The sequence below is a fragment of the Gammaproteobacteria bacterium genome (assembly GCA_015709615.1).
Lineage (GTDB): Bacteria > Pseudomonadota > Gammaproteobacteria > Burkholderiales > Nitrosomonadaceae > Nitrosomonas.
Map to the genome: position 1 here is coordinate 2541469 of CP054179.1, position 22997 is coordinate 2564465.

Below are 22997 nucleotides of genomic sequence, written 5' to 3' on the forward strand. Positions count from 1 at the left end.
CTGGCTCAGTCCGTTGTTTTCTATGGTATTCACGAGAGGTGCTGGCTGTTGCTATCGAATCCGGGTAGATTCCTCGTTCGCCATTTCCAATACATCGTTTGCCGTGAGCTGCCTGCTCATGTCGCCATCCCAGGTGGCATTGAACGGTAGGGTGTTTTGCACCAGCTTGGCGCGATCCAGATAAGCGTGCAGCGTCATTTCCGGTTGCGTGATCGGGATGGCGATGGCGCGCGGGTTGCGCGTGACTTCAGTGAGCAGAGTTTGGTTGACCTTGGCCTGACGCCGCGCATCGCGCTTACCTTTCGGTGTTGCGCGCACGGTGGTCAACGATTTCTTGAGCAGATTGGCGTGATTGCGTTTGTCGTCTTCCAGGATGGGATACGCTTGCAAATAAAGTTGATTGCCGCGCCAGCCCAGCAAGCGCGGTTGATTGACAATGCGGATCGGCGTGCCGACGGGGACATCGCGGTATATGCCGACGATGTCTTCCGGGTACATGCGCAGACAACCATGACTGCCGCGCAGGCCGATGCTCGGCGGTTTATCGGTGCCGTGAATGGCGTAGTTCGGCCAATCCAGTTTCAATACATGCGTGCCCATCGGATTATCCGGCCCGGGCGGCACCACGGCCGGTAACGGGTCGCCGTTTTTGGCGTGCTCGCGGCGGATCGAAGGTGTTGGAATCCAACTCGGATTTTCTATCTTCGAGGTGACGCGCGTCATTCCCTCGGGTGTTTTCCATTCCACCCGGCCGATGCCGACCGGATGCGTGATCACCCGTTGTGGCTTACCGGGTTTGGTCTTGGGGTAATAAAACAGCCGCATTGCAGCAAGATTGATCACAATGCCTTGGCGCGGCGCATCCGGCAGCACGAATTGCGTGGGAATGATGATCTCCGTGCCTGCTTTCGGCAGCCACGGATCGACGCCCGGATTTGCGCTGACGATTTCTTCGTAACCCAGATTGAAACGCCGCGCGATGTCGGACAGCGTGTCGTCTTTACCGGCGGTGACCACTTGCAAGGTGCCGACGACATCGTCGCGCGCGGAATCGAAACTGAATTCATGACTGGCGACCGGAATCGGCAAAGGCTTGACTACCGGCGCCGGTGCAGCCGTTTGTTGCGTCGGCAACGACTGACAGCCGCTCAGCAACAAAAGGCCGATGCAAAAGCCAAACACGAGGCCGTCACGGAGTGAATCTAAATTTTTTTTATTCATAGAATCAATAAGATCATAAAAATTCGACGTGACCGATGGCAAGCAATGTACAAGATTTCTCACGATGACACAACCATTAATCACGCTAAATCAGGGTATTTCCGCTGTCATTTAAAGTATCGAATGAGTGTCCGGAAATGTGTTGAGTTCTGACAGAACTGTAATTCGAAGTGGTGATTTTGAGTTGCCGCCTGCACATTTTTTGACCGGTAAAATCGAATGCCAGTATGATTGTCAGACAAAATAACGAGGCGGATCTGCGTAGTGTCATTCGTCATCGATTTAAAAATTTCGACCAATCAATTTTTATAAATATGGCCACTATCGGTTTTATCGGTCTCGGCATCATGGGCAAGCCCATGGCGGGGCATTTGATCAAAGGCGGGCACCGCTTGTTTTTGCACTCGCGCAGCGGTGTACCTGCCGACTTGGTTGAACTGGGCGGCAGCGCTTTGTCGTCGCCCAAAAAGGTTGCGCAGCATGCGGATTTGATTATTACCATGTTGCCGGATACGCCGGATGTGGAAAAGGTGCTGTTCGGCGAGGATGGTGTTATCGAGGGATTGCAAGCCGATCCTGGCCGGAGGCGGATCATTGTCGACATGAGTTCGATTTCGCCGCTGGCGACGCGCGAATTTGCCGCGCGGCTGGATGCGCTCGGGCATGACTACGCCGATGCGCCGGTTTCCGGGGGCGATGTGGGAGCGCGGAATGCCACGTTGACGATCATGGTGGGTGCGAGCACGGCGGTGTTCGAGACCATCAAACCGGTGCTGGAATTGATGGGGAAAACGGTGACGCATATCGGTGATGTTGGCGCCGGGCAGGTGTGCAAGGTTGCCAATCAGATCGTGGTGTCGTCGGCGATCGAGGCGGTGGCCGAGGCGTTGCTGTTCGCGTCCAAGGCCGGTGTCGATCCGGCCAAAGTGCGGCAAGCGTTGCTGGGTGGATTTGCCGCGTCGAAGGCATTGGAAGTGCACGGTCAGCGCATGATCGAACGGCGTTTCGAGCCGGGTTTTCGCATCGAATTGCATCACAAGGATTTGAACATCGCGTTGCAAAGCGCCGCCGAATTGGGCGTGAGCCTGCCGACTACGGCCGCGGTGCGCGAGTTGTTTTCCGCTTGTCTCGCGCACGGCGGCGCAACATGGGATAATTCCGCCATTGTCAAAATGCTGGAAAAACTCGCTAACCACGAAATTCAATAATATCCCGAATAATCGTATGTCTGCTCAAGAGTTTGTCAATCAACTGCGGTCTTTTTTGCCGCCCGACGCGGTTTTGCACGAAACCGAGGATTTAAAACCGTACGAATGCGACGGCTTGTCCGCCTACCGGCAATTGCCAATGATCGTGGTGCTGCCGCAAACGGAAGAACAAATAGTCAAGGTCTTGCAACTTTGCTACGCGGCTAAAATACCCGTGGTGGCGCGTGGCGCGGGTACCGGTTTATCGGGTGGCGCGCTGCCGCATGCGCAAGGTGTTTTGCTGTCACTAGCGAAACTGAAACAGATTGTCGCCATCGACCCGTTGGCGCGCACCGCGCGCGTGCAGCCCGGTGTGCGCAATCTGGCGATCAGCGAAGCGGCGGCACCGTATGGTTTGTATTACGCGCCCGATCCTTCGTCGCAAATTGCCTGCTCGATCGGCGGCAACGTCGCGGAAAATTCCGGCGGCGTGCATTGCCTGAAATATGGCCTGACCGTGCACAATATTCTCAAGCTGCGGGTGCTGACTATCGACGGCGAGTGCCTGGAAATTGGTGGTGATAGTTTGGACAGCGCGGGTTATGACTTGCTGGCCTTGATGACCGGCTCCGAGGGCATGCTCGGCATCGTCACGGAAATCACCGTCAAGCTGATTCCCAAACCGGAAAAGGCGCAATTGGTGATGGCAGCGTTCGACGATGTGCAGAAAGCGGGCAGTGCGGTGGCGAATGTCATCGGCGCGGGCATTATTCCCGCCGGTATGGAAATGATGGATAAGATTACGATCCATGCGGTAGAGGAATTTTTGCACGCCGGTTATGATTTGAATGCCGAGGCGATTTTGTTGTGCGAATCGGACGGCAGCACCGAGGAAGTGGCGGATGAAATCCGGCGGATTTATGCCATCATGCAGCAAAGCGGCGCGACCAACATCAGTACGTCGAATAATGAAGTCGAACGGCTTAAATTCTGGGCCGGCCGTAAAGCGGCATTTCCCGCGGCGGGCCGGGTTTCGCCGGATTATTACTGCATGGACGGCACCATTCCGCGCAAACGCCTGGCCGATGTGCTGCGCGGCATCGAAAAGCTTTCACAAGAATACGGATTGCGCTGCATGAATGTGTTTCATGCCGGGGACGGCAACTTGCATCCGCTGATTTTGTACGATGCGAACAAGCCGGGCGAGTTGGAAAGAACCGAGGAATTCGGCGGCAAGATACTGGAAATGTGCATTCATGCCGGCGGCACGATCACCGGAGAGCACGGCGTGGGAATGGAAAAAATCAATCAGATGTGTTCACAATTCGGAGCCGGAGAGCTGGCCATGTTCCATGCCGTGAAAGCGGCGTTCGATCCGGCGGGTTTGCTCAATCCGGGCAAAGCGGTGCCTGAATTACACCGTTGCGCGGAGCTGGGGGCGATGCATGTGCATCACGGTGAGCAAAAATTCGCCGATTTACCGCGTTTTTGAGTGCCATGCAGACCATAATTGATCAATACCAGGCGGCTATCCGCACAGCGGTTGAATCTAAAATTCCGCTGCGAATACGCGGCGGCGGCACCAAAGATTTCTACGGTAATCCGACAGGGGAACCAAACAGCACATTGCTCGATATGACCGGCTATCACGGTATCGTGGATTACGAACCGACCGAGCTGGTGATCACCGCGCGCGCCGGAACGCAGTTGAGCGATCTGGAAGCCGAGCTTGACCGGCACGGCCAAATGTTGGCATTCGAACCGCCGTATTTCGGTGCGGCGGCTACCTTAGGCGGTTGCATTGCCGCAGGGCTATCCGGCCCGCGCCGCGCTGCGGTCGGTAGCGTACGCGATTTTGTGCTGGGTGTGCGCATGCTCGATGGAAAAGGTGAGGATTTGCGTTTTGGCGGGCAAGTGATGAAAAATGTCGCCGGTTACGATGTGTCCCGGTTGATGACGGGGGCGATGGGAACACTGGGTGTTTTGCTCGAAGTGTCGCTGAAAGTCTTGCCCAAGCCAACGGTAGAAATGACACTATGTATGGCCATGCATGAAGCGGCTGCAATCGAAAAAATGAACCAATGGGCCGGAAAACCACTGCCGGTTTCCGCAACTTGTTTTAGCGATAGCCAGCTGTTTGTCAGGCTTTCCGGCGCCGAACCGGCAGTGCGCGCCGCGCGAGCGAAACTGGGTGGTGATTTAGTACAAGACGATGTCATCTTCTGGCGGTCGGTGCGCGAACACACGCATGATTTTTTTCAGCCGGATCAGCGGTTATGGCGCCTGTCGGTTAAATCGACCGCACCGTCTTTTCATCTGCCGGGTAAACAATTGCTGGAATGGAACGGCGCTTTACGCTGGCTATGCACTACCGGCGATAAAACTGAAGCCATTCATCACGCAGCTCAAGAAGCAGGTGGACATGCCACGTTGTTTCGCAGTGATGCGGCGCGCACCGCGGTGTTTCATCCGTTGCCGCCTGCGCTGATGAAAATTCATTGCACCTTGAAAGAAAAATTTGACCCGGCGGGAGTTTTCAACCCCGGCCGGCTTTATCCCGGGATTTAAATGCAAACGAAGCTTGCTGATTTCATAAAAAATTCCCCGCAAGGCGAGGAAGCCGACGCTATTTTGCGCAGTTGCGTGCACTGCGGTTTTTGCCTGGCGACTTGTCCGACGTATCAAATTCTCGGCGATGAGCTGGACAGCCCGCGCGGACGTATTTATTTAATGAAGCAAATGCTGGAAGGGCAACCGGTTACGCAGAAGACTTTGTCGCATCTGGATCGGTGCTTGACCTGCCGCGCTTGCGAAACGACTTGTCCGTCTGGGGTACGCTATGGCGCCTTGGTGGATATCGGCCGTGCGATTGCTGAGAAACAGGTCAAACGCAACATCCCTTCAGAAGTGATGCGCTTTACGTTGCGTAAAGTTTTGCCGAATGCGATGCTGTTTAATGCGTTGTTCCAGGCCGGTCAAATGGTGCGGCCATTGTTACCGGGCAGCTTGAAAACAAAAATACCGCGCAAACTCAGCTCGGCAAAAACATGGCCCACAGCGCGGCATGCGCGCAAAATGTTGGTGCTCGATGGTTGTGTGCAGCCGGCATTGGCGCCTAATATCAACGCTGCAACTGCGCGCGTGCTGGATAACTTGGGAATCTCATTGATTAAGGCAGAACAGGCCGGTTGCTGTGGCGCGGTTGCTTTTCATCTGAATGCGCAGCAAGAGGGGTTGGATTACATGCGTCGCAATATCGATGCCTGGTGGCCGTGGGTGGAGCGGAACGAAGTCGAGGCGATTATAGTGACGGCCAGCGGTTGCGGGGTGACGGTGAAGGAGTATGGTCATTTTCTGCAACATGATGCAGCGTATGCCGGAAAAGCGGCTAAGGTTTCGGCGCTTGCCAAAGATATCGGCGAGACTCTGTATGCAGAACTGGAAAATATTGAACGCTTACTTTCTCAACGCAATGTTAAAGCCGAAAAAAAACGATTGTCGTTCCATTCTCCTTGTACATTGCAGCACGGCATGCGAATTCGCGGGGTGGTGGAGAAAATTCTGCTTACAACCGGTTTTGATTTGACTGTCGTGCCCAATGCGCATCTGTGCTGCGGCTCCGCCGGTACGTACTCCATTACGCAACCGGAGCTTTCGCAGCAACTGCTAAAAAATAAGGTTACCGCGCTGGAATCGGGTAAACCTGATCAGATAGCTACTGCCAATATCGGTTGTTTGATGCATTTGCAAACCGGTACGGTGCTTTCAGTCAAGCACTGGATAGAGCTGGTGGATGAGCGGCTATGTGGCGGCTGAAACGATAAAAGTTTTCATTTCGATTAATATTCTATTTTTTTTGTTATACAATCCCGTGCTAAGTTGTTCGAGCGGAATTTCTGAGCGTATAGCAATGATGCAATAAGCTTAAGATAATCAATTAATTGGAGAAGATATGAAGGTTGTTTTTAGAAGCGGTTGGGTAACAAAAGTTGGTGGTGCGGTATTAGCATCTTTTTTGGCAATGCCGTCGTATGCGCAGTTGATGCTCGCTCACGAAGGTCATCATGATGCAGGTGGTTGTACGATTAAAACCGGTGAATTCCCGGTAACATTCAGCGCCTATGAAGTACCGGAAGGCGGCATACCGCCCATGCATTCGTTTTGTGAGAATCTGCCAAATGCCGGCAAGGTGAATTTGACCATTGAGTTGCCGCATGAAGCACGCGAGATTCCTCTGGCAGTTCGTTTGGTCAAAGATGGACATGAAGGCCACGGCGCCAAACCAGCTGCGCCTGTCGAGCAAAAAGCAGCCGATGCCAATGATCATGCGGGTCATGAAGGAATGAATCATGATGAACACGAAGAACATGGGGCTGCTGAGCATGGCATTGTTTATATGCCGGCGCAAAAGCATAATTCCGGAATTATCGTCGTGGCAGCTAATATTCAGGAAAAAGGACAGTATGCGGTGCAGCTGGAACGCAAAGATGATGCTGGCAATGTGAAAACGGTCGTAAAAATCCCGCTGAATGTTGGCAAAGGCGGTGGACACGGTAGTCACGGCGGCGGATTTGGTGTGATGGAAATCGGTTTATTAGTCGCTGTTGCGGGCGGCGGTGCCGCATTCTATTTTATGCGCCGCAAGAAAGCATCGGATGCTTCTGTGTAACTAAGCAAAGGCTTTTTCACAGTTAGATCGGGTTGAAATCAGTTGCACTGTTGTAGCCAAACGGTGTAATTTTTGCATTGGCGAATACGATCAAGAGCAGTTATTCTTACGTTATCTTGTCAGTTAAATTCCCTTGACAGTTATAAGAGTACTCAGTAGTCTTGGCTGGGTTTTAGTTGAGGAATGGTGAGTTGTGGCGTGGGCAATTTGCCGCACTCGCATATAAAATAGTAAAAAGTAGAGAGAAAATAAGAATAGAAGGAAGGCGAAGGGTTAAAAGAGAATGGAAAACCAAAGGAGAGAGAGATGAAAGGCAAGCTATGGCCGAAGATAGTAGCGGCGATGTTGGGTGGGTTGCTGATAGGAGCGGCGCACGCGAACATACCGAGCGTACCGAACGAATTATATGAAGCGTTGAAACTGGATCGAGAGAAAGTAACGCCGAAGGAATTGCACGAAGCGCTGGTTAAGCGTTACAAGGATCCTGCGCAAGGAGCGGGCCGCGGCACGCTGGCGCAATATTGGGAACCGATTCCGTATGGAATTTACCTGGATCCGGCGACATTTTACAAATCGCCTACCACGAACAAAGAAGTTGCGAGCCGTAAAGAATGCGTGGAATGCCACACCGACGAATCGCCGGTATGGGTACAAGCGTGGAAGAGAAGCAGCCATGCGAACCTGGACAAAGTCCGCAATCTGAAACCGGGCGATCCTACTTTTTATAAGAAAGCCAAACTGGAAGACATCGAAAAGAACCTACGCTCGATGGGCAGACTGGCTGAAGGTGAAAACCTGAAAGAAGTCGGCTGTATCGACTGCCACGTAGACATTGGCGCGAAGAAAAAAGCCGATCACACCAAAGACATCAGAATGCCGACGGCGGACGTATGCGGTACCTGTCACCTGCAAGAATTTGCAGAACGTGAATCGGAACGCGACACGATGATCTGGCCGCACGACCAATGGCCGGATGGACGTCCATCGCATGCGCTGGACTACAAAGCCAACGTGGAAACCACGGTATGGGCAGCGATGCCGCAACGCGAAGTAGCCGAAGGCTGCTCGATGTGCCACACCAACCAAAACAAATGTGACTCCTGCCACACCCGTCACGAATTCTCAGCAGCGGAATCCCGCAGACCGGAAGCCTGCGCAACCTGTCACAGCGGCGTAGACCACAACAACTGGGAAGCTTACTCCATGTCCAAGCACGGCAAGATTGTCGGCATGCTGGGTAACCAATGGAACTGGGAAGCACCGTTAAAAGACGCCTATGCAGTAGGCGGACAAAGCGCGCCAACCTGCGCCGGCTGCCACATGGAATACGAAGGCGAATACAGCCACAACATGGTTAGAAAAATCCGCTGGGCGAACTATCCGTTTGTTCCTGGGATTGCTGAAAACATCAAGAGCGAATGGTCGGAAAAACGTCTGGACTCATGGGTCGTGACTTGTACCCAATGCCACTCGGAACGTTTTGCCCGCTCCTACCTCGACCTGATGGACAGAGGCACGCTGGAAGGACTGGCTAAATACCAAGAAGCCAACGCTATCGTACACCAACTGTACAAGGAAGGCTTATTGACAGGGCAAAAAACCAACCGCCCTGCACCACCTGCACCGGAAAAAGAAGGCTATGCATACTTTGCCCAACTGTTCTGGTCGAAAGGCAACAGCCCTGCAGCGATCGAGCTGAAAGTGCTGGAAATGCATGAAAACGACCTGGCTAAAATGCACGTAGGCTTAGCGCACGTCAACCCGGGCGGCTGGACTTACACCGAAGGCTGGGGGCCGATCAACCGCGCCTACGTTGAAATTCAAGACGAAAACACCCGCATCCGTGAAATGGTTGCACTGCAAGAACGTGTTAAGAATCTTGAAAGCAAGAAAACCAGTCTACTCGACTTAGACGGCACAGCAGAGAAAATCTCGCTGGGCGGTTTAGGCGGTGGCATGCTGCTGGCCGGAACACTGGCTCTGGCAGGCTGGCGCAAACGTAAGCAAAGCGAAGCTTGATAAGCGCTAACGCAGAAGATCGCACTGCCAAGGCAGTGCGATCGGGAGACAAGCTACTCCCGTCATTAGGGATCCTCCTGGTGACGGGAGGTTTGCTTTTGTTGGGCTGGTTTACATATATATGGTTCAAACCGGTACCGGCCCCCTATCACTATCAACTGGTTGCGGAAGGCGACAGCCGGAAGTTCAGCAAAATGGACCTGGAAGGCTGGCCGGAACTGAAGCTCAGCCAATACAAAGTACAAGCCGACGGAGTAACCAAACCGATAGCCGAATTCATGGTAGCGCGGCAAGAAGGCGGAGCGCCGGTACTGATCTACTGGAAGAACAGCACCAACGAAATACTGTACAACTTCGACCGCAAACCATCGGAACTCAGTGCGCTGGCCGCCGTAATCAAAAGACACGCGCCGAAAGACGCCCTGATACTGTCCTGGTGGGATACCTCGCGGCAACTCAAACTGCTCACCGGCAACGACACGCTCTTTACCAGCCACCTGAACGAACCGCTGATGATACCGGTGCCCTGGCTGGAACAAAGCGAAGCCATCCAAGCCTATGAAAACCAATTCTGGGAAAGCAAAGCCAGTCAAAAAGAACGCGCACAATTCAAACGCTTCAGCGAAGCCCTGACAGCCCCTGCGGAAGAAGGCGTCAAGCAACTGCGGGAACTGGTAGGCTCAGACCGGGAAACCTACGTCATCGTACACGTCACCGACCTATACAAAGTCGGACTCATGCACCCGGACAAAATTGGCGTAGCGTTTCAGAACTTCCCGATGACCGGCAACATGCACGGCATGATCAACCAAATGAAAGTGCAACTGAAGGAAAACGACTTCAACACCTACACCCTGCAATCGGTCGCGGACGAAGAAATCAGAGTATTCTTCCTGAGCGATGAAAAGAGCAGTCAAACGCTACTGGCCAGAATGCTGCCGTTTGTCGACAAGAAAGCCCCGACGGAACTGGAAGTAGCGCAACTGATCTATCAACAAGGCGGCTACTGGGTTTACAAACTACCATAAACGGCAACGCCAGCAAAATAGCCATTTACACAATGCGGCGATAGCGTACAATACGAAGCCAACAAACTTGAATTAAAAAAAGCATAAAGGAGGAAGGATGAAACACCCAATAACCTATATACTGGCGGTACTAGCGGCAACCGCATTTTTTTCAGGCGCGGCACTGGCGGACACCTTTGAAGGCCGTGCGAAATGCAGCTCCTGCCACAAATCACAAGCCAAATCGTGGAAAGACACCGCACACGCCAAAGCGATGGAATCGCTAAAACCGGGCGCGCGCAAAGAAGCCAAAGTTAAAGCCAAACTGGATCCGGAAAAAGACTACACCCAAGACAAAGACTGCGTAGGCTGTCACGTCGACGGCTTCGGCAAAAAAGGCGGTTACAACATAGACGCACCGAAAAAACCATTGGCGGCAGTTGGCTGCGAATCCTGTCACGGCCCTGGAAAGAGCTACCGTGGAGATCATCGCAAAGCAGGACAAGCATTTGAAAGCAAAGGCACCACCACACAACGCAAAGTGGTTGCAGACAAAGGACAAGACTTCCACTTTGAAGAAGCATGCGCCGCCTGTCACCTGAACTACGAAGGCTCACCCTGGAAAGGCGCGAAAGCTCCGTACACCCCATTCACACCAGCAGTTGACGCGAAATACACGTTTGACTTTGACAAAATGGTCAAAGACGTCAAAGCGATGCACGAACACTACAAACTGGACGGCACTTTCGTAGGCGAACCGAAATTCAAGTACCATGACGAATTCCAAGCCAGCGCCAAGGAAAAGACAGCGGACAAAAAAGATAAAGGAAAAGAGTAATGACAGGGATACAAAAAGGAGCGATAGGCACGCTGCTGACAGGCGGATTGCTGGGTATCGTACTGGTAGCGGTAGTATTTGGCGGAGAAGCGGCGCTATCGACCGAAGAATTCTGTACCAGCTGCCACTCGATGACCTATACGCAAACGGAACTGAAGCAATCGACGCACTACGGTGCGCTGGGTGTAAATCCCGGCTGTAAAGACTGTCACATACCGCAAGGGTTCAAGAACTTCCACTTAGCCGTGTATACCCACGCGGTGGATGGTGCGAGAGAACTGTACTTGGAACTGGTGAACGATTACTCGACGCTGGAGAAGTTTAATGAGCGCCGTTTAATCATGGCGCACGATGCGCGGATGAACTTGAAGAAATGGGACAGCATCACCTGCCGCGACTGCCATAAGAACCCGAATCCGCCGGGAGCGGACGCACAGGAAGCGCACAAGAAGCTGAAGACGGAAGGTGCGACGTGCATAGACTGCCATCAGAATCTGGTACATGAAGAAGTGCCGAAGACCGACCTGAATGCGAGCTTGAAGGCGGGCAAGATGGTACTGGTGAAGGAAGAGGATGAAGGTGGGTCAGGAGAAGAAGACGAAGAGGATGAGGACGAAGGCGAAGGTGCGGGCAGCGGTGCTGCTGCTGGCGGTGAAGCCGGAAGCTCGGAAGCCTCGGACGATGATGATGAGGACGATGAGGAGTAATTTCTTCGCTCTTCACTGAAGTAGAATAAATCGAGGCATTTGCAGATTATATGCAAGTAAAAATAAGAGCAAATGTCTTAAAGGTAATAAAAGTTTAGCGAGCCCGCCTATGGCGGGCTTTTTATTCCTGTAAGGTTTTTTAAAATATGTTGGATCATTTTCCAAAACCGAATATCGACTATCCACATAGAACCCGAGATTATTTTATTGCAGGTTTTACTTTCTTTTGTGTTGCGGTCAGCTTAGTCATCGACGGCAGTGCTGCTCGAGAAATGCAGAATGTGCTGGGTGTAATCGCCTGGATTTTTTTGTTTGTTTTGCTGATCGGCGAGAATAAGGAAGTCCGGATGCAGGTCGTGGTTGCGGTAGCATTTGCGACAGCGGGAGAGCATTTCGCATCGATTTATATGGAAGGCTATACCTATCGTTTTGGAAATGTGCCGCATTATGTGCCGCCGGGACACGGCATGGTTTATTTGACGGCGGTTGCATTGTCGCGCTCGCGGTTTTTTTTGATGAATGCCAGAAAACTGGCGGCCTTTGTGATTATTGCAGGTGGCCTGTGGTCGCTGTGGGGTATTAGCGGCATACCGGAACAAGGCGATCAAGTCGGCGCGTTTTTGTTCTGCATTTTTGTCATTTGCTTATTCAAAGGACGATCTCCAATGGTTTACCTGGGGGCCTTTTTTATTTGCACTTGGCTGGAGATTATAGGTACTGCAGCAGGTACATGGAAGTGGGCATCAATAGAGCCGGTTTTTAACTGGACACAAGGAAATCCGCCGAGCGGTGTTGCTGCTTGGTATTGCTTAGTCGATGCGGTAGCCATTGGTTTTTCTCCAAAAATCCTTAACGGTTTGCAAAAAATGAATAGCTGGTATAAAACAGCACTTATTAAATGATTGTCTGCTTAAAAAGTTTTCTGTGATTAAATTCGCTACATTAAGAACTGTATTAATTCAATGTAATTATCCGAAAAGTTGGAAGGGACTGCCGTGACTGTTGTTCGTTTACCCGATGGGTCTGAGCGCATTTTTGATCATCCTGTAACTGTATTGGACGTGGCTTCAGCAATTGGGCCAGGTTTGGCTCGCGCGGCAATTGCCGGGAAAATGAATGGAAAACTGGTCGACGTATCCAGTCCGATCAACAACGATAGCGATCTCGCCATTATTACAGAGAAAGATGTTGAAGGATTGGAGATTATCCGGCACTCATGCGCGCATTTGCTCGCTCACGCAGTGAAAGAATTATTTCCTGATGCACAGGTGACTATCGGACCTGTGATTACGGATGGATTTTATTACGATTTCTCTTATAAGCGGGCATTTACACCGGAAGATTTGCAAGCAATAGAAAAACGCATGCTGGAAATCAGTAAGCGTGATTTAAAGATAGAACGAAAGATCCTGGAACGCACGGATGCGATTTCTTTTTTTAAAGAACAGGGAGAACACTATAAAGCGCAGATCATTGAATCCATTCCGGGCAATGAAGATTTATCGTTATATTCGCAAGGAAACTTTACCGATCTGTGCCGGGGACCGCATGTACCTGCGACTTCCAAAATAAAAGCTTTTAAGCTGATGAAAGTGGCAGGCGCCTATTGGCGTGGCGATTCCAATAATGAAATGTTGCAGCGTATTTATGGCACAGCCTGGACCAATAAGGATGATCTGAAAGATTATCTGCATCGCCTGGAAGAAGCGGAAAGAAGAGATCACCGCAAAATTGGCAAGCAGCTTGATCTGTTTCATACGCAAGACGAAGCCCCGGGCATGGTATTCTGGCATCCCAAGGGATGGCTGCTATGGCAACAGATTGAGCAATACATGAGAAATATACTTAGTCAGAACGGTTATCTGGAAATTCGTACGCCGCAAATCTTGGATAAAGATTTATGGATACGTTCGGGGCATTGGGAAAACTTTCGCGAGAATATGTTCACCACGCATGCCGATGAACGTGATTTTGCTATCAAACCGATGAACTGCCCCGGTCATGTCCAAATATTCAATCAAGGTTTAAGGAGTTATCGGGAGCTTCCGATACGTTTAGCCGAGTTTGGTTCTTGCCATCGCAATGAAGCATCAGGCGCACTGCACGGTATCATGCGGGTGCGTTCGTTTACACAAGACGATGCGCATATTTTTTGTACCGAAGATCAGATACAAGATGAGGTGGTAAGATTTATTGATCTGCTGAAAGCGGTTTACGCCGATTTCGGCTTCAAGGAGTTGATGGTTAAGTTATCAACCCGGCCGCAAAAACGTGTGGGATCAGAAGCGCAATGGGATAAATCGGAAGGCGCGCTTAAAGCAGCATTGAACGAGGCTAAGCTGGAGTGGGAATTGCAGCCGGGTGAGGGCGCGTTTTACGGTCCCAAAATTGAGTTTTCTTTGAAAGATTGCATTGGACGAGTCTGGCAATGTGGGACATTGCAATTGGATTTTTCTATGCCGGATCGCTTGGGTGCGGAATATGTTGCAGAAGATAATTCGCGGAAAATACCAGTAATGCTGCATAGAGCGATTCTGGGATCTATGGAGAGATTCATCGGTATATTATTGGAAAATTATGCGGGGGCGTTGCCGTTGTGGCTATCACCTGAGCAAGTTGTCGTACTTAATATTTCTCGTACACAAGCCGATTATGCGCAGCTGGTTGCCGCACAATTGAAACAGCATGGCATTAGAGTTGCCTTGGACTTGAGAAATGAGAAGATAACCTATAAAATCCGCGAGCATAGCTTGCAGAAGCTTCCCTATCAAATTGTCGTTGGGGATGAAGAGGTGCGAACAAATACAGTAGCCGTGCGCAATCGTGCGGGTGATAATCTGGGTCAGATGACATTAGAAGCGTTATTGGGGCGTCTTACCGAAGAGCTTTCTGCGAAAGTATAAATTTCTTTTAAACTATTCTTGGAGAATTTACCATAGCTCAGGATAAATCAGTGCGCATCAATCAAGAAATCGATGTGCCGGAAGTGCGTTTGATTGGTGTGAATGGAGAGCAGGTTGGTGTCGTGTCACTTGCTGCAGCAAATACTCTGGCGGAAGAAGCCGGAGTTGACTTGGTTGAAATCGCGCCGACGGCGCAGCCGCCAGTATGTCGCTTGATGGATTATGGTAAGTTTCGCTATCAAGAGAGTAAAAAGAAACATGATGCGAAATTAAAGCAAAAACAAGTTCAGATTAAAGAAATTAAATTCAGACCGAATACGGATGAAGGGGATTACAACATCAAGCTGAGAAATTTGATTAATTTCTTGAACGAAGGGGATAAGGTAAAAGTGACATTACGATTCCGCGGGCGTGAAATGGCGCACCAGGAATTCGGCATGCGATTGCTGGAACGAGTAAAAGGTGATCTGGAAACTTTCGCGATGGTGGAACAATTTCCTAAGATGGAAGGACGGCAAATGGTAATGGTATTGTCGCCTAAAAGAAAAGATGTCAAAACTGATAAACCAAAATCGGCAGCAGAAAGTTCATCAGCGGTTTCGTAGTGAACTTGATTTAAAAAATAAGTGATCGCCGGGTTGGGAAAGTTTTTCAATCATGAAAACACCCGGTTTCATGTTAAAGAGGAGCATTTATGCCCAAGATGAAAACAAAAAGTGGTGCTGCAAAGCGCTTTAAGTTTAGAGCGAGCGGGAGTGTCAAACGCTCACAAGCTTTCAAACGCCACATATTGACTAAAAAAACAACGAAAAATAAGCGTCAATTGAGAGGCACTGCTGCTGTGCATGCCACTAATACCGCTTCGATTCGGGCTATGATGCCCTACGCATAAAAGGAGACAGTCATGCCAAGAGTAAAACGTGGTGTCACCGCTCATGCGCGGCACAAAAAAATATTAGACTTAGCTAAAGGTTATCGCGGACGCCGTAAGAATGTGTACCGTATAGCCAAACAGGCCGTTATGAAGGCCGGTCAATACGCATACCGGGACCGTCGGCAGCGCAAAAGACAATTCCGTGCCTTATGGATTGCACGTATCAATGCGGCTGCTCGTGAATGCGGTCTGTCGTACAGTGTGTTTATGAATGGTCTGAAGAAGGCGAGCATTGCTGTCGATAGAAAAGTTCTGGCTGATTTAGCTGTATTCGATAAAAGCGCTTTTGAGAAAATTGCGGCACAAGCTAAAGCGAGTCTGGCAACCTAATTAGACGCAAGTCAATCGATATTGGGAGGTCGGGTTGAACCTGAACCTCCCTTTTTGTTGTGAAGAAAACAACCATAGGATGTGCTGCTAATTAAATCTTGATGCTTTTGTTGACATGAAAAAACTGGAAGAAATTATCACCGAAGCCATCACTCTGATGAATAACATCGAGGATCCGGTAGAGTTGGAGAATGTCAAAGCGCGCTATCTGGGTAAAAGTGGTGTGCTGACTGAGTTACTCAAAGGGTTAGGTAAATTGCCTGCCGAAGAGCGCCCCGCGATGGGCTGCCAAATCAATGAAGCCAAGAACCGGCTCGAAGCGACACTTAAATCAAGGCGTAACGCCATTCAAGAAAAAGAGCTGGAAGCAAAATTAACCGAAGAAGCCTTGGATATCACTTTGCCAGGTCGAGGCTCCAGTGTTGGCGGTTTCCATCCCGTGACGCTGACGTTGCAAAGGATCGAGGCATTATTTCATTCGATCGGTTTTGATGTGGTTGCGGGGCCGGAAATAGAAACCGACTTTTATAATTTCACTGCGCTGAATATCCCGGAAAAGCATCCCGCTCGTGCTATGCACGACACATTTTATATCGACAATGGCAACTTGCTGCGCACGCATACCTCGCCGGTACAGATTCATTACATGCAAAACAATAAACCGCCGGTAAAAGTGATTGCTCCCGGGCGGGTTTACCGCTGCGACTCGGACGTGACGCATACCCCGATGTTTCATCAAGTGGAAGGATTATGGATTGATGAAAACGCGAGTTTTTCTGCGCTAAAAGGAGTATTGGCAGATTTCATGGCGCAATTTTTTGAACGGGATGACTTGCCGGTGCGGTTCCGTCCATCCTTTTTCCCGTTTACCGAGCCTTCCGCGGAAATGGATATCGGTTGTGTCATGTGCGATGGAAAGGGGTGCCGGGTCTGTAGTCACACGGGGTGGCTGGAAGTGCTCGGATGCGGCATGGTGCATCCCAATGTGTTGAAACACGTCGCAATTGATAGCGAACGCTATATCGGGTTTGCTTTTGGCATGGGCGTCGAGCGGTTGACAATGCTTAGATACGGGGTGAATGATCTGCGGCTGTTTTTTGAGAATGACTTGCGCTTTCTCAAACAATTCAATTGAATTAAATCCATTTATTTACTGTCGTTCGTAACAGAATCTCATGAAATTTTCAGAAAACTGGTTGCGTAGTTTTGTTAATCCGCCACTCTCCAGCGATGAACTTGCGCATGCATTGACCATGGCGGGAATTGAAGTGGAGAACATGGAGCCGGTGGCGGCGGTGTTTGATAAAGTCATTGTGGCTGAAGTGCTGACAGTGGAGAAACACCCGGAAGCGGACCGGTTGAAAGTTTGTAGCGTGAATACCGGAACAGAGACTTTACAGATTGTCTGCGGTGCACCGAATGTCAGTGCTGGGGTAAAGGTTCCTTGTGCAATGATTGGCGCAACTTTACCGGGTTTTACCATCAAAAAAACCAAACTGCGCGGCGTGGATTCTGCCGGAATGCTATGTTCGGCCAAGGAATTGGGTGTCAGCGATGCGGCTGACGGCTTGTTGTTGCTTTCTGAGGATGCACCGGTGGGTGCGGATTTTCGCAGTTATTACGGGCTTGACGATCATGTTTTTACCTTAAAACTGACGCCAAACAGAGCGGATTGTCTCGGGGTGCTGGGTGTAGCGCGCGAGGTTGCGGCCATCACATCCGCTGGACTGGTTTTGCTGGAGAAAAAGTCCGTTCCTGAAGAGATCGACGATACGCTGGCAGTGCAGGTGATGGCATCTGAAGCATGTCCGCTGTACTGCGGCCGGGTTGTACGAAACGTCAATCTCGATGCGCCGACCCCCTTGTGGCTGAGGCAGCGGCTGGAACGCAGCGGATTGCGTTCGATCAATCCGGTCGTCGATATTACCAACTATGTGCTGCTGGAAACCGGGCAGCCGATGCATGCGTTTGATCTCGCTAAAATCAATGGTGCTATCCAAGTTCGGTATGCGGGCCGAGGTGAGCAAATGCAATTGCTGAACGGTAATCAAATTGACCTCGATTCCGGAATGTTGTTAATCGCAGACGAACAAAAACCGCTTGCACTGGCCGGCATCATGGGAGGATTGGATAGCGGAGTAACCCAAGGCGCGACGGATATATTTCTGGAAAGTGCATATTTCAGTCCGGATGCGATCAGCGGAAAATCATTTCAACTGGGATTCAGCTCGGATTCGGCTTACCGGTTTGAACGCGGGGTGGATTTTGCCGCTACGAGAGATGCTTTGGAGCGCGCTACTTACCTGATACTAACGATTTGTGGCGGTAAAGCGGGGCCGGTAACGGAGATCAAGCACGAACTGCCACGGCGACAGGTTGTCAATGTGCGTGTACAGCGGATAAAGCGGGTGTTAGGTATTACTATCGGTAAGCAGCAAGTCAGCGATTACTTTCAGCGCTTGCGGTTCGAGTTTTCGCTAGACGAGGATGTTTTCACCGTCACACCGCCAAGTTACCGTTTTGATCTGGCAATCGAAGAAGATTTTATAGAGGAATTAACGCGGATTCATGGTTACGACCGGATTCCGGTTCATTACCCGAACGGCGGGATGGCGATGTTACCGGCACCGGAATCGAGGTACACCACAATGGATGTTAAACGAACCTTAGTTGCGCGCGATTATCAGGAAGTCATCAACTACGCTTTTGTCGATTCCGACTGGGAACTTGATTTGGTCAATAATAACCGCCCCATCGCGTTACAGAATCCGATCGCAAGTCAGATGAACGTTATGCGCAGTACCTTGATCGGCGGTTTGGTTGCCAATTTGCAATTTAATCTGAACCGTAAGCAAACCAGGGTGCGCCTGTTTGAAATGGGTTGCTGTTTTATAAGAGACGACGAGAGTGATTGCAAGCAAATAGAAAAACTTGCAGGATTGAGCTATGGCGACGTTATGCCGGAACAGTGGGGTGTGCCGGCGAGAAATGTTGATTTTTATGATGTAAAAGGCGATGTAGAGGCTTTGTGTAAAGGCAAAGCGATCTATTTCAGAAAATTCTCCCATCCGGCATTGCATCCAGGAAAGTCAGCGCAAATAGTCATTGAAGATAAACCGATTGGATGGCTGGGGGAATTGCACCCGCGTTGGCAGAAGAAATATGAATTGCAGAGAAATGCCGTGCTGTTTGAGTTAGAGCTGGACAGTTTGATGTCTAAGTTTTTACCAACGGTTAAGGAAATTTCTAAATTTCCACCGGTACGGCGCGATATTGCAATTATCGTCGATAATGATATCAGCGTACATTCTCTACTGGTTGCTCTGTATGCGGAAAAATCAGCGATCGTGTCGGACATTTCGTTGTTTGATATCTATCGCGGCAAAGGGATGGACAGCAGCAAAAAAAGTCTTGCATTCCGGGTGTTGTTACAAGATACTGAGAAAACATTGACCGACGAAGAAGCCGATTCTGCGGTGGCAAGCATAGTAGAAATCCTGAAGAATAAATTTTCCGCTGCATTGCGTAATTGATGCATAGCTTTTGCCTATGCGTCGACTGATTTTTTTGGTTTCGATTATTCGGGTTGACTCTGCAAAGATTGAATGTATGAGATAAGTTATTAATCTCTTTTTATTTAAAGTAAAAATGCTACTGCTTAAATGATTCCATTAAAGAAGAATTGATAGCTATAAAATTAATAACTGACTAACTGGAGTGAAGTATGGCGTTAACGAAAGCTGAATTAGCTGATTTATTGTTTGAAAATGTAGGGCTTAATAAGCGTGAAGCGAAGGATATGGTCGAATCTTTTTATGAAGAGGTCCGTACGGCTTTGCAAAATGGTGAGGGAGTAAAACTTTCGGGATTCGGTAATTTTCAATTGCGTGCAAAACCCCAGCGCCCGGGAAGGAATCCAAAAACCGGGGAAGAGATTCCGATCACTGCCCGTCGTGTCGTGACATTTCATGCCAGCCAGAAGTTAAAGGCTTTGGTGGAGAAAAATTATCATGGAAAACAAAAAGGTAAATAGCACATCGTTACCGATTCCCGCTAAACGGTATTTTACCATTGGAGAAGTGGGAGTGCTTTGCGGTGTCAAACCGCATGTATTACGCTATTGGGAACAGGAATTCGCTCAACTGAAACCCGTGAAGCGGCGCGGCAATCGCCGCTATTATCAGCATCAAGAAGTATTGTTGATACGGCGTATTAAAGAGTTACTTTATGACCAAGGGTTTACGATCAATGGTGCGCGTAATCGCCTGGAACAAGTTGAGGAAAACGAACGAATCTCAATGGATGATATTGCCACCGATGCACAATCTTCTGTAACGGATTTACGCTACATCCGGCGTGAAATTAAAAGTATCGTGTCGCAGCTACTTGCGTGAACGGCAATTTCCCAGTAATAGTTTCTCAAGATTGGATGTATTGTTTGCTATAATGCCCCGCTCGGGGCGTAGCGCAGCCTGGTAGCGTACTTGCATGGGGTGCAAGTGGTCGGAGGTTCAAATCCTCTCGCCCCGACCAAATGCAGGTGCTTTTTGATGATTCGCAGTACCGGGCATGAGCATCATTGAATATGCTCGTTTAATTATCCAGTTGCAATCTTAAATCTTACGATGCGCATATTACTTAGCAATGACGACGGCTATTTTGCACCTGGTTTGATCTGTCTCGCAGAATTGCTCTCGGAACTTGCTGAGATTACCGTTGTTGCTCCGGAAAGAGATCGCAGCGGGGCGAGTAATTCGTTGACATTAGATCGCCCGCTCAGTTTGCGTAAATCCCATAACGGTTTTTATTATGTCAACGGCACGCCCACGGACTGTGTTCATCTGGCGGTAACGGGCATGCTTGACGTGATGCCGGATATGATCATTTCAGGTATCAATCATGGCGCCAATATGGGCGACGATACGATTTACTCCGGGACTGTCGCCGCCGCAACCGAGGGCTTTTTACTCGGAATCCCATCGCTGGCCGTTTCGCTTGTGAGTGCATCCAACGGCAATTATCTGACTGCCGCGCGGGTAGCTGCCGATATGCTGAAACGTTTCCGGGAAAATGAGATAAAAACTCCGGTATTGCTCAATATCAATGTGCCAGACATTGAATACCAACAATTGCAGGGGATCGAAGTTACCCGTCTGGGGCGGCGTCATAAAGCCGAACCTGTGATTAAATCACAAAATCCCCGCGGCGAGATGCAGTACTGGGTAGGCGCTGCCGGTCCGGCGCAAGATGCGGGAGCCGGTACGGATTTTTATGCAGTCCAGCATCGCCGCGTTTCGGTCACGCCGTTACAAATCGACCTCACGCATTATGATCAACTGGATCAGATAACAAGATGGCTAAATAATTAGGTACTTGTTATGCTACTGGGGTGATATAACAATAATTAAGGGTACTGGCAGGTGAACGTACGTCATTCTGGAATTGGCATGACTTCTCAGCGCACCCGCATGCGCATGATTGAACGTTTGCGTGCGCAGGGAATTACCGATGAAGTGGTTTTGTCCGTAATGGGCGCTATTCCGCGTCATATTTTTGTTGAAGAGGCGCTGGCAAGCAGAGCTTATGAAGATGTCGCTTTACCCATCAATTACGGGCAGACGATATCCAGCCCGTGGATTGTCGCGCGGATGAGCGAGCTGTTACGCGCCAACTCCAATTTAGGCAAAGTACTGGAAATAGGTACCGGCTGCGGCTATCAGACAGCGGTGCTGGCGCAGATCGCACAAAAAGTTTTTTCCATAGAGCGTATCGGGCCGCTGTTGACTCGCACTCGCATCCGGCTGCAAGAATTGCGGATCAGGAATATCTATTTAAAACATGCGGATGGCTTGCTTGGTCTTGCGGAAGCGGGGCCGTTTGATGGTATTATCATGACAGCCGTAACCACGCATGTTCCCGCTGCATTATTGGATCAATTGGTCGTCGGTGGCAGGATGGTTTTTCCCAAGGGAACTCAGAAACAGCATCTGTGCATCATTGAGCGAAATTCGCAAGGTTATGCCGAAACGGTATTGGAAGAGGTGAATTTTGTACCTTTACTGGCAGGTGTCATCAAAAAATAGCGGCACGAGGTATAAAATGATAGTGAATGCAACGATCAAACTGATCAACACTCTTGATATCCGCAAGTCTATGGTTACGATATTTTCTTCACCGAGACAATCCAGATCGCTAGCGCATGGTTTTTATGGGTTGTTTGCCGCCAGCCTTCTCTTGAGTGGATGTAGTACCACCCAACCGCCTGTGCCCGTGATCGACCGGGCGAAAGCCGATGCAGTGCAACCGGCGAAACCGGCTGAATCAAGCGCGACCGACAATCAGGTTTATGTTGTGCAAAAAGGGGATACGTTATTCGGAATTGCACTGGCTCACGGTGTGGATTTCAAGAAACTGATGGAATGGAATGATATTACGGATCCCAGATCGCTCAAGCCGGGGCAGAGAATCAACTTGTCGATGCCGGCAAAAAGCGCGCAACCCACGTTATTTGCGTTACCTCAACAACCGGAAACGGTGACGCTTGAACCGGGTCAGAGTCCTGTCATTCCGGTTGTTCCCGCGCCTCAAGAAAGTAGCCCGGCGGTGCCGGGCGGGAAGGTAATAACCAGCCCCAAAGCGCTCAAGCTGCCTTACTCAGAACAAAATGCAGCGCGCTTACAATATCCAAGCAACACGTCTGCGCCCGCGGTACCGCCTTCGCCGCCCGCAGCAGCGGAAAAAAACAGCAAAATCGAAGTTGCGCCTCAGCCGGAACCGGCGGTATCCGATAAGGCAGCTAATTCCGTTGCCGATTGGATATGGCCTACGACAGGAAAACTGATGTCATCTTTTTCCAAAAATTCCAAAGGGGTGAAGATATCGGGTCAAGCGGGCCAGCCGATTCTGGCTTCCGCCGCAGGTGAAGTGGTTTACAGCGGACATGGCTTGCGCGGTTATGGCAATCTGATCATCATCAAACATGACAATACATTTCTCAGTGCCTATGCACATAACAGTAAGCTGCTGGTAAAAGAGGGCGAGGCGGTGGTGAAAGGGCAGAAAATTGCAGAAATGGGTAATACCGATACCGATACGATCCAACTGCACTTCGAAATCCGCAAAAACGGCAAGCCCGTTGATCCATTACAGTACTTGCCTAGTCAGTCATAACGAACAGCACAC

22 protein-coding genes and 1 tRNA gene are annotated in these 22997 nt (G+C 50.1%); 22 read left to right on the top strand and 1 reads right to left on the bottom strand.

From position 1 onward, the window contains the following. Positions 1–51 precede the first annotated feature (51 nt). A complete protein-coding gene (locus tag HRU77_12055) occupies positions 52–1221 on the bottom strand; it encodes a L,D-transpeptidase family protein (GenBank protein QOJ21353.1) in 1170 nt (389 codons plus the stop codon). Positions 1222–1535: 314 nt separating this feature from the next. Here HRU77_12055 and HRU77_12060 point away from each other — a divergent pair, with 314 nt between their 5' ends. The 22 genes from HRU77_12060 (at position 1536) to HRU77_12165 (ending at position 22985) form a co-directional block, all read left to right on the top strand. Continuing rightward, positions 1536–2429: a 2-hydroxy-3-oxopropionate reductase gene (locus HRU77_12060; protein ID QOJ22167.1), complete on the top strand. Its 894-nt coding sequence runs from the start codon at positions 1536–1538 to the stop codon at positions 2427–2429. Positions 2430–2445: 16 nt separating this feature from the next. Further along, positions 2446–3900: an FAD-binding protein gene (locus HRU77_12065; GenBank protein ID QOJ21354.1), complete on the top strand. Its 1455-nt coding sequence runs from the start codon at positions 2446–2448 to the stop codon at positions 3898–3900. Between the two features lie 5 nt (positions 3901–3905). Next, positions 3906–4976, top strand: coding sequence for a glycolate oxidase subunit GlcE (gene glcE / locus HRU77_12070; protein ID QOJ21355.1), 1071 nt, complete (start codon positions 3906–3908; stop codon positions 4974–4976). After that, the gene (gene glcF / locus HRU77_12075; GenBank protein ID QOJ21356.1) at positions 4977–6224 is read left to right on the top strand and encodes a glycolate oxidase subunit GlcF; all 1248 of its coding nucleotides are present in this window, start codon (positions 4977–4979) and stop codon (positions 6222–6224) included. Positions 6225–6360: 136 nt separating this feature from the next. Next, positions 6361–7077, top strand: coding sequence for a hypothetical protein (locus HRU77_12080; GenBank protein QOJ21357.1), 717 nt, complete (start codon positions 6361–6363; stop codon positions 7075–7077). A 306-nt stretch (positions 7078–7383) separates the two neighbouring features. Then, positions 7384–9096 (top strand): hydroxylamine reductase, encoded by a 1713-nt coding sequence (locus HRU77_12085; GenBank protein QOJ21358.1) that lies wholly within the window; start codon positions 7384–7386, stop codon positions 9094–9096. After that, positions 9093–10124, top strand: coding sequence for a hydroxylamine oxidation protein HaoB (gene haoB, locus HRU77_12090; GenBank protein ID QOJ21359.1), 1032 nt, complete (start codon positions 9093–9095; stop codon positions 10122–10124). Before HRU77_12085 ends, haoB begins: the two co-directional genes overlap by 4 nt. 97 nt (positions 10125–10221) lie before the next feature. Beyond that, entirely contained in the window at positions 10222–10941 is a 720-nt protein-coding gene (locus tag HRU77_12095) for a cytochrome C554 (protein QOJ21360.1), read from the top strand. Further along, on the top strand, positions 10941–11648 hold the full coding sequence (locus HRU77_12100) for a NapC/NirT family cytochrome c (protein ID QOJ21361.1): 708 nt from the start codon (positions 10941–10943) through the stop codon (positions 11646–11648). The genes HRU77_12095 and HRU77_12100 overlap by 1 nt, the downstream gene beginning before the upstream one ends. A gap of 146 nt (positions 11649–11794) precedes the next feature. After that, the gene (locus tag HRU77_12105) at positions 11795–12550 is read left to right on the top strand and encodes a hypothetical protein (protein QOJ21362.1); all 756 of its coding nucleotides are present in this window, start codon (positions 11795–11797) and stop codon (positions 12548–12550) included. Between the two features lie 93 nt (positions 12551–12643). After that, positions 12644–14551: a threonine--tRNA ligase gene (thrS, locus tag HRU77_12110; protein QOJ21363.1), complete on the top strand. Its 1908-nt coding sequence runs from the start codon at positions 12644–12646 to the stop codon at positions 14549–14551. Positions 14552–14583: 32 nt separating this feature from the next. Beyond that, positions 14584–15156 carry a translation initiation factor IF-3 gene (gene infC, locus HRU77_12115; protein ID QOJ22168.1) on the top strand — a complete coding sequence of 191 codons (573 nt, stop codon included), beginning with the start codon at positions 14584–14586 and terminating at the stop codon, positions 15154–15156. A gap of 89 nt (positions 15157–15245) precedes the next feature. After that, positions 15246–15443: a 50S ribosomal protein L35 gene (gene rpmI, locus HRU77_12120; protein ID QOJ21364.1), complete on the top strand. Its 198-nt coding sequence runs from the start codon at positions 15246–15248 to the stop codon at positions 15441–15443. A gap of 12 nt (positions 15444–15455) precedes the next feature. Beyond that, the gene (rplT, locus tag HRU77_12125) at positions 15456–15815 is read left to right on the top strand and encodes a 50S ribosomal protein L20 (GenBank protein QOJ21365.1); all 360 of its coding nucleotides are present in this window, start codon (positions 15456–15458) and stop codon (positions 15813–15815) included. Between the two features lie 115 nt (positions 15816–15930). Continuing rightward, positions 15931–16950, top strand: coding sequence for a phenylalanine--tRNA ligase subunit alpha (gene pheS, locus HRU77_12130; protein ID QOJ21366.1), 1020 nt, complete (start codon positions 15931–15933; stop codon positions 16948–16950). A gap of 40 nt (positions 16951–16990) precedes the next feature. After that, positions 16991–19348, top strand: a complete 2358-nt coding sequence (locus HRU77_12135; protein QOJ21367.1) for a phenylalanine--tRNA ligase subunit beta — start codon at positions 16991–16993, stop codon at positions 19346–19348. 191 nt (positions 19349–19539) lie between these two features. Further along, positions 19540–19848 (top strand): integration host factor subunit alpha, encoded by a 309-nt coding sequence (locus HRU77_12140; protein ID QOJ21368.1) that lies wholly within the window; start codon positions 19540–19542, stop codon positions 19846–19848. Then, positions 19826–20209: a MerR family transcriptional regulator gene (locus HRU77_12145; protein QOJ21369.1), complete on the top strand. Its 384-nt coding sequence runs from the start codon at positions 19826–19828 to the stop codon at positions 20207–20209. Before HRU77_12140 ends, HRU77_12145 begins: the two co-directional genes overlap by 23 nt. 62 nt (positions 20210–20271) lie before the next feature. Further along, positions 20272–20348 (top strand) — tRNA-Pro (locus tag HRU77_12150). Between the two features lie 92 nt (positions 20349–20440). Continuing rightward, the gene (surE, locus tag HRU77_12155; protein QOJ21370.1) at positions 20441–21184 is read left to right on the top strand and encodes a 5'/3'-nucleotidase SurE; all 744 of its coding nucleotides are present in this window, start codon (positions 20441–20443) and stop codon (positions 21182–21184) included. A gap of 51 nt (positions 21185–21235) precedes the next feature. Further along, the gene (locus HRU77_12160; GenBank protein ID QOJ21371.1) at positions 21236–21898 is read left to right on the top strand and encodes a protein-L-isoaspartate(D-aspartate) O-methyltransferase; all 663 of its coding nucleotides are present in this window, start codon (positions 21236–21238) and stop codon (positions 21896–21898) included. A 16-nt stretch (positions 21899–21914) separates the two neighbouring features. Continuing rightward, entirely contained in the window at positions 21915–22985 is a 1071-nt protein-coding gene (locus HRU77_12165) for a peptidoglycan DD-metalloendopeptidase family protein (protein ID QOJ21372.1), read from the top strand. Positions 22986–22997 lie beyond the last annotated feature (12 nt).